General features: G+C 35.0%; 11 protein-coding genes. 5 read left to right on the top strand and 6 right to left on the bottom strand.

All coding sequences use genetic code 11. From position 1 onward, the window contains the following. The 4 genes from UABHE_RS15325 (at position 1) to UABHE_RS15310 (ending at position 8,605) form a co-directional block, all read left to right on the top strand. Positions 1 to 5,217 (top strand): protein kinase, encoded by a 5,217-nt coding sequence (locus tag UABHE_RS15325; protein ID WP_372371211.1) that lies wholly within the window; start codon positions 1 to 3, stop codon positions 5,215 to 5,217. Between the two features lie 153 nt (positions 5,218 to 5,370). Next, positions 5,371 to 6,660: a metallophosphoesterase gene (locus UABHE_RS15320; RefSeq protein ID WP_372371210.1), complete on the top strand. Its 1,290-nt coding sequence runs from the start codon at positions 5,371 to 5,373 to the stop codon at positions 6,658 to 6,660. 3 nt (positions 6,661 to 6,663) lie between these two features. Further along, positions 6,664 to 8,052: a Si-specific NAD(P)(+) transhydrogenase gene (gene sthA, locus UABHE_RS15315; RefSeq protein ID WP_372371209.1), complete on the top strand. Its 1,389-nt coding sequence runs from the start codon at positions 6,664 to 6,666 to the stop codon at positions 8,050 to 8,052. 10 nt (positions 8,053 to 8,062) lie between these two features. Beyond that, positions 8,063 to 8,605: a gamma carbonic anhydrase family protein gene (locus UABHE_RS15310; RefSeq protein ID WP_372371208.1), complete on the top strand. Its 543-nt coding sequence runs from the start codon at positions 8,063 to 8,065 to the stop codon at positions 8,603 to 8,605. Between the two features lie 100 nt (positions 8,606 to 8,705). Here the strand turns inward: UABHE_RS15310 and UABHE_RS15305 are convergent, their stop codons facing one another. The 3 genes from UABHE_RS15305 to UABHE_RS15295 all read right to left on the bottom strand — a co-directional run bounded on the left by UABHE_RS15305 (position 8,706) and on the right by UABHE_RS15295 (position 10,575). Further along, positions 8,706 to 9,062, bottom strand: coding sequence for a hypothetical protein (locus tag UABHE_RS15305; RefSeq protein WP_372371207.1), 357 nt, complete (start codon positions 9,060 to 9,062; stop codon positions 8,706 to 8,708). A 178-nt stretch (positions 9,063 to 9,240) separates the two neighbouring features. Next, entirely contained in the window at positions 9,241 to 10,170 is a 930-nt protein-coding gene (locus UABHE_RS15300; RefSeq protein ID WP_372371206.1) for a diacylglycerol kinase family protein, read from the bottom strand. A gap of 165 nt (positions 10,171 to 10,335) precedes the next feature. Next, complete coding sequence (locus tag UABHE_RS15295) at positions 10,336 to 10,575, bottom strand: hypothetical protein (RefSeq protein ID WP_372371205.1); 240 nt, start codon at positions 10,573 to 10,575, stop codon at positions 10,336 to 10,338. A gap of 508 nt (positions 10,576 to 11,083) precedes the next feature. On the opposite strand from UABHE_RS15295, the gene cas6 reads away from it, so the two are divergent. Continuing rightward, positions 11,084 to 11,944, top strand: coding sequence for a CRISPR system precrRNA processing endoribonuclease RAMP protein Cas6 (cas6, locus tag UABHE_RS15290; RefSeq protein ID WP_372371204.1), 861 nt, complete (start codon positions 11,084 to 11,086; stop codon positions 11,942 to 11,944). A gap of 281 nt (positions 11,945 to 12,225) precedes the next feature. On the opposite strand, the gene UABHE_RS15285 is transcribed toward cas6, so the two are convergent. From UABHE_RS15285 to UABHE_RS15275, 3 genes are read right to left on the bottom strand one after another with little or no spacing between them, the layout of a single operon-like run. Beyond that, positions 12,226 to 13,356, bottom strand: coding sequence for a right-handed parallel beta-helix repeat-containing protein (locus UABHE_RS15285; RefSeq protein WP_372371203.1), 1,131 nt, complete (start codon positions 13,354 to 13,356; stop codon positions 12,226 to 12,228). 26 nt (positions 13,357 to 13,382) lie between these two features. Further along, positions 13,383 to 14,114, bottom strand: coding sequence for an ABC transporter ATP-binding protein (locus UABHE_RS15280; protein WP_372371202.1), 732 nt, complete (start codon positions 14,112 to 14,114; stop codon positions 13,383 to 13,385). Next, a complete protein-coding gene (locus UABHE_RS15275) occupies positions 14,107 to 14,988 on the bottom strand; it encodes a hypothetical protein (RefSeq protein ID WP_372371201.1) in 882 nt (293 codons plus the stop codon). Before UABHE_RS15275 ends, UABHE_RS15280 begins: the two co-directional genes overlap by 8 nt. Positions 14,989 to 15,310: the final 322 nt, after the last annotated feature.

The following is a 15,310-nucleotide window of genomic DNA, read 5'->3' as shown; positions in this document are numbered from 1 at the left end:
ATGTTATCAACACAAACAATATCATTAATAAAACGACTCCTCGGAGATGTGGAAATAAAGAAATCTTTAGGTAGTAGTTCTTTAGGTATAAGCTACTTAATACAACATCCTAAACATGGTCTTTGTACCTTGAAAATACTAAAAGGGAAAGTAACGCAAAACGAAAAGTTTCTTTTAAAGTTTTTACGAGATCTAGAAACAAACTGTAAAGTGTTTCATCCAGGCATAGCTGAAATATTTGCTATCATGAAAAAAGGAAACTATTTTATTTTGCGCGAGTATCAAGAAGGCCAAACCTTAAGACAAAAAATTCAAAAACACAAAAAGATAGCAGAACCTGAAGCGACAGATTTTTTAATACAAATTGTAGAAGTGCTTCGAGAATTCTGTACTCAAAATCAAGCGCTAAAAAACCTAAAACCTAATAATTTGATATTTCATGATGGCGGTATTAAAATTACAGACCACAGTCTACCGCCAACAATTGCGCATTTTTTATCGCCAGAACAGTGCAAAGGAAAAAAGTCAACAATCCAATCAGATATATACACTCTAGGCGCTATTTACTATTACTGTTTAACGGGGCAAACACTATACCACGGTCCTTATACTGACATTATGCAAGCACATATTGCCCAACCACATCCAAAAATACCTTCTAATATTTCAACACAAGTTGTTAATATTATCGATAAGATGTTAAATAAAGATCCCGAAAAACGCTATTCTTCTTACGAAAAACTCCTCAAAGATCTCAATCAACAAACAAACACAAAAGACTCCCTTGATTTCACTGGAGCAAGTAACTTAGAAAAGACTATTGATATCCAAGTAGCTCTAATGGAAGACGAGGATGATAATCGCATAGATACAACCAGAAAACTAGTGCACGATATGATCAAAAAAGAGTTAGAAATAAAAGAAGACGTGCCTATTCTAGAAGAGAAAAAAAATATTTCATTAGAGCAAATCGTTAAAGAACTAGAACAAACAACCGATTTACAAACTACACAAAACACAATGTCTTTTCCTTCAGAACTAAAAAACGATGTGCTACTATATTTACAGGAAAAATTTAATCGAAAATGTTGGATTTTTAATCATACAAGTGACAGCGAAGAAATTGATTTAGAAATTAATTTACAAAACGCAATTGTTTTCCAACACTTATACAGTTTCGAAGAACAATTAAAAAAAATAATACTTGAGTATAAAAATTGTTTACAAAATTCAAGCGTTGTAGAATTTTCTGGCTTACAACAATATAATATAAGAATTGTTCATGGTGATTTTAGCGACCAAAAACATTTGGACATTGAGAACTCAACTACTTCTCTTAGCAACTCAAAAGTAGATATGTATGTAGACGTAAACCAACAAAATCCTAAAGAACAAGGCAGCTACGACTTACCGCAGTTAGCTGGTGGAGACGAAACTATTGTTGGAGATCTTCCACACACAGCGCCAGTAGAAAAAGATAGCGATCTAGAATCAGATTTAACAATTATTGGTAACAACGAATTACCAAAAGCAGTAGAAGAATCTACCAGCTTAAATTCTGATGACACTATTGTTGGTAACAACGAGCTACCGGAACTTGTTGGACAAATAGAATCTCCTAACTTAGATTCTGATGACACTATTGTTGGTAACAACGAGCTACCGGAACTTGTTGGACAAATAGAATCTCCTAACTTAGATTCTGATGACACTATTGTTGGTAACAACGAGCTACCGGAACTTGTTGGACAAATAGAATCTCCTAACTTAGATTCTGATGACACTATTGTTGGGAACAACGAATTACCAGAGATTGTTGGACAAATAGAGTCCTCTAACTCCGTCGAAAATGCAAAAGCTCCTGTAGAATCTCCTAGTTATTTCGAGCTTGATTCTCCTATTTTAGGTGACGGAAATGTAGCAGAAGAGCAAAATTCACAACCAAATAACTACTTTGAAACAGGATTAGAAGAAGAAAAAGGACTTGGTTCTTATTTTTCTTCTGATGCAACCATCGTAAGTGAAAAAGTATCGCAAGTTGCTGAACAAATCACAGACAAGCACCCTGAACAAGAACAAGCAAACAGCTATTTCGACGAACCTGAACCTGAGCCTGAACCTCAACCTAATTTTACAAGCGATGCAACTGTAGTTAGTGATGCCATTAACAAAGTAGCAGAGGCTATACAAACAAATAGTTATTTTGAATCTGATACTTTCGCTACTGATATGACTGCAGAAGAAAAGGCTTCAAGTTTTACTTCCAATGAAAGTATTCCGAACAATATAAATAACTCAGAACCAAGTGCCTCTGAACCTGAGACTTTCGCTACAGACATGACAGTTGTGGGAGCAAATGTCTCTGATTTCATTTCAAAAGAAAATGTTCCTAGTAATATAAATAACTCAGAACCAAGTGCCTCTGAACCTGAGACTTTCGCTACAGACATGACAGTTGTGGGAGCAAATGTCTCTGACTTCATTTCAAAAGAAAATGTTTCTAGTGATATAAATAATTCAGAACCAAGTGCCTCTGAGCCTGATACTTTCGCTACAGACATGACTGTTGTAGGAGGAAATATCTCTGACTTCATTTCAAAAGAAAATGTTCCTAGTGATATAAATAATTCAGAACCAAGTGCCTCTGAGCCTGATACTTTCGCTACAGACATGACTGTTGTAGGAGGAAATGTCTCTGACTTCATCTCTAAAGAAAATATTCCTAGTGGTGTAAATAATTCAGAACCAAGTGCTTCTGAACCCGATACTTTCGCTACAGACATGACTGTTGTAGGAGGAAATGTCTCCGATTTCATCTCTAAAGAAAATGTTTCAGAAAAAAGTGAAGTAAATCCAGACACATACCTACCGCCATTAAATCCTTCAGAGGGGTCTTTTGCAACAGACATGACTGTTGTAGGAGGAGAGATTGATGATATTATTTCAAAAGAAAATAATAGTAACTACGCACCCGAAACATATACACCTCCATTGAGCTCATCCAGCGACTCTTTTGCAACAGATATGACTGTTGTTGGCAACCTTTCCGACTTTGTCGCGAAAGACTCAACACCTAGCCACATAGATTCAAATGCCCAAGTAACAAACGCTAAAGAATCAATGTCAACAGATATGACTGTTGTGGGAGCAAACGTCTCCGACTTCGTTTCCAAAGATTTATCCAATACTCCTGGTTATCTCGAATCAGATACAACGGTAGTTGGCAACAACAATATTCCCCAAGTAGCAGCAAGCATTAATGTTGTTAACGAATCTATGGCAACAGATATGACTGTTGTTGGAGGCAATGTCACTGATTTTGTTTCTAAAGAACCAAACGATCCATCTCTCGAATCAGAAGCAACTATCGTCAGCGCACCAACAGCAAATCCAGATAATAAAAGTGATACAAATACTTTAGGCAAAAAAGACAGCATTTCGACAACTAAAACGCGCCTGTCAGAAAAATCAAGTTTATCGCAAGAAAATAAGAAACCCTCATCGGTAGTAATGCAAGTTTCAGTCGATTTCGCAAACGAACATAAAGTTCAATCATGGGAAACATTTGTTGAAGAAAATGATCTCAAAAAAGGAGAGAACTACGCTTTAGTTGCCATCAAAGAACCACAAACGCACATTTATTCTTTAAAAATAGACTGGGCTTTACACTACTATGAGCTAAAACAAAAAAGCACATCAATCAAAGATTTTTTCCAAAGTGACTACGAAATTAGCGAACTTGGCCGCGGCGGAATGGGAATGGTTTTAAAGCTAACTACAAAATTCGACGGAACAATATTATCACTTCGGCCAGAAAATAACTGGGCAAGAGAATATTTTGCCGATCATCTCTGTGTTCGTAGTGGAATTAACAACCAAGAAATTGTCTATGCGGAATTGCCAGCAGGAAAAAGCTTTGTTGTAAAAGTAGCTTTTAAAGGCTGCGAAGAGTCACTAATACACGAAGGAAATTGTCTAGAAAAAATTGCGCAACGCGCAAAAATTAGCGACAGTGTAGTAGGACTAATTCAACAAGGGTGTTTAATGGCAAAAAATCACGAAGATAATTCGCACCTTGGTTACTATGCAATGATGGAGTATGGAGGAGATATTGCCGTCGATCAACTTTGTAAGATGTTTCCTGACAAAAAATTGCCAATAACTGTAGGTTTTATGTTGTTATACGGATTGACTCGTTCTTTAATGGAGCTAAAAGAAGAAGGTGTCATTCATCGTGATATTAAACCACAGAACATTTTACTTACTGATGATGGTATGCCCAAGTTATTCGACTTTGGACTTGCTATAATAACACATTCTGTAAATTCAGAATTAAATGATGATAATAGGCGACTATTACGCGTTCTCGACAGCGATTTTTTACGTATTAGCACTGAATGTGAACTCGTACATAAAAGATTAAAACGTCTATACGAACGTAAAGTAAATATGCAAGAATTTAACGAAACAGAAATGAACCAAATCAATAATAAAATAACGTCACTAGAGACTACACACAAACAGCTACAAGAAAGAGAATATGCCCGAGCTTACGAACTACAACATCTTTGCCGCCCAGTCACAGCAGAAGAAAACGTAGAGCGCGCTTTTGCTGGTTCATTGTATTATGCAGCCCCAGAACAATTTAAACCTGACAATATATTGACACACCAGTGCGATGTTTATCAACTTGCGAGTACACTTTTTACAGTCCTTACAGGACAAAAAGTCGTAAGTGCAAATAGCTTGCATGAACTCATTGAAGTAATATTGTATTCGGAAAAACCAAAACTCAGTGACCACCTTCCAAAAGGTAGTTTAGTCGAAGCACTTTGTGAACTATTAACACAAATGATGCGCAATAATCCTCAAGAAAGAATAAAAATCGAAAGCGTACATGCTAGGCTCAACAAGATTTTGTTCAATCACTTGGATGAACTCACAAAACCACCTATTTACGATGCTTCAAAAATAGATGATCCAGAACTAAGAAGCGAGTACTACCGCAAGATTGCATTTGTGCAGCGAATGTTCATGAAGTGTTTACGCAATTTACATGCATACCTTGATAAATTAGAGAAAGCACAGCAAGCAAAGAAAAAAATCTTTTTTTCTTGTCCAAGCTGTACAAAAAAATTACACATATCAGCAAAGATGATGGGAAAAAAAGGTTGTTGTCCAAATTGCCGCCATCCAATTGTTGTACAAATGTCCTAATGCAGTTTGCCGTAGGTGTACACCTACGGCAACGACATAACAACAAACCAAACACACAAATCAGTTACGCCACCTTTATCATTCTATATCTAACATAAAAATCTAATTTATTAATATTACGACTCGAGTCTATTATGTTGTAAAGGAGATCTCTTGAAAGCAAAATTACAAAAATCAATCCGCGCTATTATTTTTTCTATGCCAATTATTGCAATTTTAACAATTATCTTCATTCCACGAAGCTATAAACATAAGGCTTTTATAAATAATAACTATCAACACCTTTATCATGATTCTCAAAAACCAGATGCACAAACAATTACTTTTTATGCTCTTGGTGATTGGGGAACAGCAAACATCCAACAAAAAATGGTAGCGAAAGCTTTACGAGAAGACCTACTACGTCTTAAACAACTCAAAATGGCCCCTTTTGTGTTAGGCTTAGGAGATAACATATATCCTGACGGTTTACCTAATGAAAAGTTCAATCATCCACTGGTCATCGAAGTATTACAAAAAAGATTCGGACAATCTTATCGTAACACTCAGTACCAAAAGAAAAATATTATTTTTCATGTGGTACCAGGAAACCACGATTACCATCAAATAGATGGTCGTTTACACGAAGAAACTACAGCGGAATTTTTGTTTAACGGTAAAAATGATTTTCCCATCTTTAAATCATACCCAATTCATCATAAAATCATACAAGATACAAACAATGACAAAGAACACCAACAGCTAAAATCCGCCAATATAGAACAAATTGCCTTTCCACAAATAGTCATTAATACAAATGATATTCTTATTATAGCTCTAGATACACCCTTATATTTAAAAATGTACTCTCAAAAAACATCTATGGCAAAACAACATTGGGACTATTTACGCGATAAATTAAATAATAGCCCCGCAAAATGGAAATTAATTTTCGGACATCATCCTATAAGTTCCCATGGAACGCATTCTGGATTTCGCTCATTGCGAGAATGGACATGGACAGGTACTAGAGATGTCATTCCATCTTGGTTACGACCATTTACTTTTTTATGGCTCACATCTCTATCTGTAATCGCAGATAAAACGGTATATTCATTATCTCCCTACAAACAGGATCTTAATGCTGAACCCTACCAAAAATTCATTAAGAACATGAGTCGAATTATACAACAGTGTGGTGTAGATTTTTACGTTGCCGGACATGATCATAATTTGCAATTTTTGGATTTAGAAAATAAATCTTTTCAGGTGATTTCGGGAAGCGCTGGAAAATTGAATGCGGCGCATAGTGGCAAAGACACTATTTTTTCGCAAGAAGTTCCTGGATTTGTGCGTTTTGATCTTAAAAAGCACAAAATGTTTGTTAAATTTTTTGCCATCGACATGAATAACTCCAAAATCAAGGTAAATACTTTTTGTATAAGGAAAGATAAGGAAAAATAAGGAATGAAAAAATACGATGTAATAGTTATCGGGAGCGGTCCAGGAGGAGAAGGCGCTGCAATGCAGCTTTCTAAAAGCGGAAAAAAAACAGCGGTTGTTGAAAAATATTTTGATATGGGTGGTGGATGCACCCACTGGGGAACGATCCCTTCAAAATCTTTACGCCACGGAGTTAGATCTGTACTGGAGTTACGCAATAATCCTCTATTTGCTAGTGAAATCAGACACATAGATGTTGGATACTCTAATTTAATAAAATCAGCAGAGTCAGTAATCAATAAACAATCTCATATGCGTCGTAGTTTTTATGAACGCAATCGCGTTGAGATTATTCCTGGTTATGCACGCTTTATATCCAAAAATACTATTGAAGTCGAAAACAGTTTTGGAGCGTGTGAAAAATTTCATGCAAAAAACTTTGTAATTGCTACAGGCTCGCGTCCCTATCATCCAAAAGAAGTTGATTTCAGTAACAAACGTGTTTTAGATAGTGATAGTATATTAAAAATGGACTACACACCTCGATCAATTACAATATATGGTGCTGGTGTTATAGGTTGTGAATACGCTTCTATTTTAAAAAACCTAGGCATGAAAGTAAGTTTAATCAATACACGTGATAAACTACTGGCTTTTTTAGACAATGAAATAATAGATGCGCTTAGTTATCACCTGCGCAACCAAGGAGTTCTTATTCGTCATAATGAGCTTTATGAAAAAATTGAAATCGCAGAAGACGGGGTAGTTTTATATCTACAGTCAGGAAAAAAACTAAAGTCAGATACATTATTATGGGCAAATGGACGCACTGGAAATTCTGAAAATATGGGTTTAAAAGATCTTGGTATAGAACTAGACTACCGCGGGTACATTAAAGTAAATGATCATTATCAAACAAATGCAACACATATTTACGCTGTCGGTGACATAGTCGGATTTCCAAGTTTGGCAAGCGCTTCGTATGATCAAGGACGTTATGCTGCATCAAAAATACTAAAAGTGGCAGACAAAAGATTAGTTGAAAATATTCCCACGGGAATTTACACTATTCCTGAAATCAGTTCTCTAGGTAAAACAGAGCGCGAATTGACAGCTGAAAAAATCCCTTATGAAGTAGGACAATCACTCTTTCGTAGTCTTGCACGCGCCCAAATCGCTGGGCGCACAGTTGGAATGTTAAAAATATTATTCCATCGCGAAACACTCAAAATTTTAGGCATTCATTGTTTTGGTTACCAGGCTTCTGAAATTATTCATATCGGACAAGCAGTTATGTCGCAAAAAGGCAAAGCAAACACTGTTAAGTATTTTGTTGATACGACCTTTAATTATCCAACAATGGCAGAAGCTTACCGAGTAGCTGCCCTTAATGGACTTAACCGTTTATTTTAGGTGAAAAACCATGGAAAAAACAGATCTACCAAAACACACCCTAAGCACATTACCAACTATTGCACCATCGGTATTTATTGCAAATGGCGCTCAAGTTATGGGAGATGTACGTATAGAAGAATATGCATCTGTATGGTATAATAGCGTACTTCGCGGCGACGTCAATTACATTTCAGTTGGTAAAAATACAAATATTCAAGATGGTAGTGTTGTTCATGTTACAAATGATACGCCTTGTATTATTGGTGCAAATGTAACAATCGGGCACAACGCAAATATTCATGGGTGTACAATCGAAGATGGATGTCTTATCGGAATTGGTGCAATTATCCTAACAGGAGCACACATTAAAAAAGGTAGCATTGTTGGAGCTGGTAGTGTTGTATTGGAAAACACTACAGTTGAAGAAAACAGTTTAGTTGTTGGAATTCCAGGTAAAAAGGTAAGAGAACTAAACACCAGTATATTCGAAGAACACTTGAAATGGGCTGCTAAATATGTAGAGTTGGCAAAAATACACAAAGAAAAATTTCCAACCACCTTCGAAAAGTAGAATTGAAAGCGAATCTTTGTAGAGAAGCTTATCGCTCTTGCTTTTCCAATGATCAATATCTTTGTAAATTCGTTGTAATTTACTTTGTATGCCACAAAAATTAGCAAAGTATGGCTGCGAAAGTTGTCACCTTTGTTATTAAAAACGCAAAGAGTAAGAAGTTTACGCGCTCCCCAATCAAAACAGCCGAAAACAACAGATTGTTTGTTGAAGCGGTGGCGAGATTTACCCTCACTAAGTCTTCTTTTTGATTGTGCGCGCTTACTCTTGAATATAGTATCGTTTTTTCATTTTCGTTTTCAATGCCAAGCTTTTTTTCTATGCCTTCCAGATTGTATCTTCTATGCCTACCTAATCTCCGTATTGCTTCTAATCTCCCCTGTTTTGTCCAATCGCAAATTGACTGTGTTGTTACACCAAAAAACTCTGTTACTTTCCCAATACTTATCCATGTCATTTTATTTCTTCCTGACATAGCAATTTTACTTGTTTTACATTAAAAAAACGTGTAATAAAACAAAGTTCAAATAAAGAAGTATATTTTCCGTAAGTTAGTAGTTTTCAGGGTTGCTACTTTAGATTTTTACAAGTTAAATCGTTACTGGTGTCCACAAAAAAATCGCAACTAACAGTATCTAAATAGCCATCAAATTAACAGTTGGGCCAGCAGCTAAAACTATTTTGCTTGAGGTACTTAGCATTTCACCATCAATAGTGTAGTAGTATGGTTTTACTGTTTGGATTTCAACTTTTTTAGTTACAATATCATATACACGATCACTATGTATTTTCTTACCTGCGCGAATACGATGAAGGTTTTTCATCACCTCTGTGGGACTCAGATCTATTGCTAAAAAGTGAATATATCCTGCTTTTTCTTGGGCACGGTAAAATGGCTTAAAACCTAGTCCACATTCTTTTGTTGTTGCAGCCATAAGCGCAGTGAAGCTTTGTTGTGGAAGTGTTTCATTTCCAATTTTTACTTGCGCTTCTATGGGGCTAAACAACTTTGTTATAAATTTCTGATTGGTAATACTGGAAAAAAGAGATCGCAAAAAAAGTGTACATGCTTTTTTAAATCCTGGATTCCCACCATTGTAGTATTCTTCCATGATATTGGTAATCGTTCCATTACCAAAAATACAGCCATAACGATCATTCACTTTTAATAAGGTGTGTTTTACTGTTGGGCAATTGTCCTGATCTAAAACTTTTATGAGTCTTTTTAAACGAGCCTCAGGAGAACCTTTCATCTTGAGAGACTGTTCTCGTAGATTCATAGTTCCTCCGCGAAGTAATGCAACTAAAGGTAAATTTTCCTCTCCATAAACATCAGAAAAAGTAGTAAGAACGCATTGGTTTGTACCATCTCCACCACTAATGCCTAGAATATCAATACCTTCTTGTTGAAATTCTTTTGCAACCTCATATATATCATCAATACTTTGAGTTGCTCTTACAATACCTCTATTACCAATTATTTTTTCTAAAACTAACTGTTTTTTTTGCGGATTGTTTTTATTTTTTCCTGCGAAAGGATTATATATAACGCCTACTTTTTTCATTGAAAGCTCCTAGTTGTAAACTATCATATTGATAATTATTGAAATTTACGCTAAGGGCTGCCAAAAATAATGTCATAAAATGGACATAATTTTTTCCAAACCCTAACTATAGACAAACTTCTAGCGTTGAATAAACAATAGTAAAATTTGAATGATAGAGAAAAATCAAGTAGGGTGGCGTCGTGCAGGGTATCCTTCAAGGATTTTTATTTGCAGTGGATTCCAGTATAGAGCGTTGTAAGTTTTAGATGATTTGTTACTAGGAAATATAATACCAACCATCACAAAAAATAAATGCAGCGTCGTAATAATCTCTGCACCTGTTTGCAATAGCGCTTTTTGTTGATTTTCGGGCAAAAAATGAAGAATTATTTGCCAATGAGTAGATAAATTTTTTGTAAACATTCTACAAACCCAATCAATTGTGTCTTTTCTAAAATAAACATTCTATAATCCTTTCCAAAATACTTCATAAAAATAGTCAACCAAAGTACAAGGGTCTCTTTCTAAGCGTTTAGGTCAGAACCTAATCTAGCTAGAACAATACACGCTTACATTACATTATATATAAATTTCATCTTAAATTGCAATATATTTTATTGACAAACTGGGAATAAAACTACTGTTTTATTGCACTCTTATAATGAACTGATAGACTATTTCAGTTGAAGAAGGTGTATGTTCATTGAGCAACTCCTCAAAAGAAATGCATTATAAATACATATCTACAAACTCATAATCCAAATGACAATTATACCTAGTATTGAATCCTAATTTTTTTCATTAAAATTCAATACTGCTTTGAAATATTTAAAATACATGATAAGATAGAAATTTCTTAAGTACTTTGTTGTAAATAGAATTTTTTCAACTCACCTCAACGTATTAATTCTATATTTTAGAAAGTGTTATTATGCCCGCATCAATGGTATTGCATGTAAAACCGACGGATCACTGTCCAGCAACAAAAGTTGATGGCGGAATAGCTATTACATCGTTGGGAAAAATTTTATACAAGTACATGAAAGACATGCAGGTTACTTCTCCTGAAAGTCTGATCAAAAACTATACATTCTCGCCTCTTTATCTCGGTGAAAGATCTCCAAGAATATTCAACATTGATACAAAAAAAGGTACTTTGTGTTGGTTTCGCTTATCTACTTTAGAAGAGCAAGTATCAAATCCACTATTCAATCATTTATACCAAGATATCATCACAAATCAAATTCCAGCTCTAAAAACCAAAGAAGTAGATTTTGAAGTTGTCAGAGCTATTTCGACGGCATCATCTAAACATCCATGGGTAAATTCACAGTCACTAGAAGATTTATTGTCGGAAAACAACAAGGACGATGATGAAGCCCTTATTGATTTTGTTTCAAGTACTTTGTTTATCAATAATGGAAAATTTACACCTCTACCTATTCCTGAACTTGTTTACAACGATCTAGGTCAAAGATGGAATAAAATACTGCCACAACATAAAATAGATGATTCTATTATCTCTGAAATAGCAAATAATGTTGTGATTGTACTGTTTAAAAATCTATGCACAAGTATACAAAATATTTCACAGGAAACTCTTAGGGTTGGTTTTGTTGGCAAAGTAAGATTTCGTCTAATAAAAAAAGATCCACAATTACTGCGATATTTTAATTTACTCTCAGATATCTCTTTTTATGTTGGATTGGGTAAAGATACTAATATGGGTTGTGGTATGGTAAGAAGAATTCCTCGAAGTAAATGGGCTTTACAACGAGATTTACTCAAATAGACCTTATAACAAAAAGTGCACCATTTAGGTTTGACAAAACCTACGTGAAATTTGGAGACCTGTGTCGGTTAGCGTGGGGCGTTTAGTCATTTGCAATAAACAAAAACGTCAATTAAAACCGTGAGTACAGTATTACATTCGTCCTGGGGTATAAGAATTCCGATTTTTTAGTTAGATGTCTTACAGTGCACAAGCTGTAATTCTATAAACAAAAAACAATAACCTAAAAATCGAAAGAATAGATTAGAATCTTCAATAGCTTTGTAACACTGTACCAGATTTTATTTATTAGTGACTTTTTGTTCGCAGTTTTCAAACTTGTTGTTTTTCAAACTAGCTACTGTACCTGCCGTTTTAGCAATTGCAGTATTACAATTTACAAAAATATTGTTTTCAATTTTTGCAATATTCACACCAGAAAACTGAAGAGCAACTCCAGATTGATTTTCCAAACGCGAATTAGTCAAAGTGAGCTTACCATCCAGACTAAAAATCCCTTGCTGGTCATGTTCTACAAGCTTACAGTTTTTTAATGTAAGAGTGCTATTTATTACTGCTAACATATTAACTCCATACACATTTTCAATTTTGCAATCCTGCATTACAACTTTTGCTTTCTGAGCAACAAGAACTCCACCGCCATAAGTAATATCCAAAAATTGCGGAGTTACAGTATATTGTCCATTCTCTTGTTGAACACCCATCCCTGATCCACCTCTAATTTCACAGTGTTCTAGAATAGCACTACTACCCTCACCAAAAACGCTGATATTATCCCAAGCATCACCACTAAAAACAATAGGACTATTTTTACTTCCCTTAGAAATTAATTTTCCATTACAGATAACAGCACAAGCATCCATTTCAATTTCAGTACCGGGCTCGATAATCAAGGTCCCTTTACGCGTAATTGTCACCGATTTTTCTAAATAATAAGTTCCTTTTTTTAAAAGAATTTCACCATCGATTTTTTTCGGTAGTTTTGCTATATCACTATAAGATTTAATCGTCGGACTTGAATCTTCTATTTTTTGTTCTTTTTTTACTGGCAATTGTTTTTTTACTTGTGCAATATTGAAACGTTTATTTTCAATTGGTTGCGGTATAACGGGGTTTAAAGCGATCTTTATTGTGTTGAAAGGTATCGTAGATTTCGGAGCGCTAATTTGGACATTCTGTAGACCAGCTTTATCTTGAAGTAATGTGTTTTTTACATCCTGTGTACTACTTGCTACTTTATCTTGTTGTTCCGTTTTCTGGCTATTTTGTTGTTCTGTTTTCTGGCTATCTTGTTGTTCTGTTTTCTGGCTATCTTGTTGTTCTGTTTTCTGATTATCTTGTTTTTGTGACGTTGTACAACAAACAAAACAAACACAAATGCACACCCAACTCATCTTTTTCAAAATCGACATAAAAAAACCCTTTAGTTTAAAATTTATCAATTTGGTTGTTCTTCCTCAGTTAGCTCTAAGAAAATATCTTCTAAACGCGCTTCTTTTTGCACTCGCTTCCTTAACTCTTCTAGAGTACCAAGAGCAATAATTTCACCATGTTTAATAATAGCAATACGATCTGCGATTTGTTCTGCAACATCTAAACTATGAGTTGAAACAAATACAGTTGTACCTTTAGCTGCTTGATCTTTAAATACGTTTTTTACTATAGCAGCGCTCTTCGGATCTAGTCCCACCATCGGTTCATCAACAACTAGAACCTGCGGATCATGAATCAGAGCAGCAGAAAATACGATGCGTTGTTTCATTCCATGAGAATAGTTTTCAGTCAAACGATCAACATACTCATAAGAAGAAAAAAGTGCTGTTAGCTTTTCTATTTTTTCAGTGGCGACCTGCAATGGTATTTTATACATCAAAGCAACAAATTCCAAAAACTCTCGTCCTGTTAATTTATCGTATAGATAAGGCTGATCAGGGACATAAGCAAGATATTTTTTAGCAGCAATTGTTTCTTTGATAATATCTTTGTCACAGATGGTAATTGTTCCTGTTGTTGGACGAAGTAACCCAACCATCATTTTTATCGTTGTCGTTTTACCTGCGCCATTAGGTCCAAGAAAAGCAAATATTTCACCTGACTTAATAGTTAAATCTAATTTTTTTAGGCCCACTTTATTACCATAGTGCTTTGATAGCCCTTCTATTTTAATCATTTTTTTGTTCTTTCTCGGTATTTTTGCGGTTTTCTATTTGTTTTTCTTTTTTCAATTTAAAAGTAAAACCTGCTATCTGGTAACGCAAAACTCGATTATCTACATCAACCCACGAAATAGTTTTAAACGTTCCGGAATCAGAGTGAACAACGTATGTTGAAACGCTCTTGCCACCCCAAATAATATTCTCTTTACCAATAACGTGTGACTTTATATTGCGATGCGTTTGCGATAAAGGATCAAACCAACGCATATGAAATTTTTGGCCTACTTTGATATTTTTAGGAACTGGTATAGTTTCCATTTGATTCATAGCAACTGTGCCACGTGGAAGCTGAACTTCGCGATTAATGGTTTGCTTGCCTTGTTTTATAGCAAATAACAATTTCCCCATTCTCATTTTTCCTTCGCAAGCAATATCAAAAAGGTTTGCTTTTACGCGAAAATCTAAATTTTGCAGTTGGTAGTCTGGACCAACAGTCGCTGTTGTTTCCATTAGAACCTTAAGATTTTCATCTTGTTTGTCAGGTATTTGAAAAAATTTAGTCAGTTTATTAATTTTTTGCTGTTGTTCCTTAGTAACTTCAAGCTTTGCACGAGTACTAAGTTCAAACGTTCCGTCAGGTAAGGAAGTCGTAATACTTTGTATCTCACCTATAGGAATAACATTATTTGTGTAATATACTTCCATCACCCTTGTTTGCCGTTTTATTTCTTGATGGCTTCTTGGTACTGTCTTTAAGATTTCTTCATAATTAGCTTCAAGCGATCCCATCGAAGGAAAATATTCTCTTTGAATGAGTAGTGCCATCATTACTACCCACAAACCAAGGACAAAAATAGCTAACCATTTAAATCGTGCATTTTTTTGCATTATAAAGATTTCCTTACGGATCAATATTTCATAGCGCTAGGGTATCAACGTTTAGATTTATATATGTGAGTTATTTTAGGGAGTAGCGAGGCACTTTGAAAACGCAAAGTTGTGCTCTGCAATTGAAAGTAACAACGAAAATCTCTAAAAGAGTCAAACAGGGGACGCGGCAAAGAACAATACCAACGCACTAGCTGCAATACTGAATCTAGAAAATGAAACATTACTTAATATCCATGTATTTGGGTATATTTATTTTATTGTATTTGTTTTTACTTTTTTGTCAAGTAAGGGAACGAAAGTATTTGCTTTTCATACTTGA

This window comes from Candidatus Uabimicrobium helgolandensis (assembly GCF_041508025.1).
Classification (GTDB): domain Bacteria; phylum Planctomycetota; class Uabimicrobiia; order Uabimicrobiales; family Uabimicrobiaceae; genus Uabimicrobium; species Uabimicrobium helgolandensis.
This window is presented reverse-complemented; position numbering and strand designations above follow the sequence as displayed.

What these genes read in the sequence shown, in the direction of transcription:
- UABHE_RS15295 (WP_372371205.1), bottom strand. Translation starts at nt 10,575, where the DNA reads ATGTTTACAAAAAATTTATCTACTCATTGGCAAATAATTCTTCATTTT.
- UABHE_RS15275 (WP_372371201.1), bottom strand. Translation starts at nt 14,988, where the DNA reads ATGCAAAAAAATGCACGATTTAAATGGTTAGCTATTTTTGTCCTTGGT.
- UABHE_RS15280 (WP_372371202.1), bottom strand. Translation starts at nt 14,114, where the DNA reads ATGATTAAAATAGAAGGGCTATCAAAGCACTATGGTAATAAAGTGGGC.
- UABHE_RS15305 (WP_372371207.1), bottom strand. Translation starts at nt 9,062, where the DNA reads ATGACATGGATAAGTATTGGGAAAGTAACAGAGTTTTTTGGTGTAACA.
- UABHE_RS15285 (WP_372371203.1), bottom strand. Translation starts at nt 13,356, where the DNA reads ATGTCGATTTTGAAAAAGATGAGTTGGGTGTGCATTTGTGTTTGTTTT.
- UABHE_RS15325 (WP_372371211.1), top strand. Translation starts at nt 1, where the DNA reads ATGTTATCAACACAAACAATATCATTAATAAAACGACTCCTCGGAGAT.
- cas6 (WP_372371204.1), top strand. Translation starts at nt 11,084, where the DNA reads ATGCCCGCATCAATGGTATTGCATGTAAAACCGACGGATCACTGTCCA.
- UABHE_RS15310 (WP_372371208.1), top strand. Translation starts at nt 8,063, where the DNA reads ATGGAAAAAACAGATCTACCAAAACACACCCTAAGCACATTACCAACT.
- sthA (WP_372371209.1), top strand. Translation starts at nt 6,664, where the DNA reads ATGAAAAAATACGATGTAATAGTTATCGGGAGCGGTCCAGGAGGAGAA.
- UABHE_RS15300 (WP_372371206.1), bottom strand. Translation starts at nt 10,170, where the DNA reads ATGAAAAAAGTAGGCGTTATATATAATCCTTTCGCAGGAAAAAATAAA.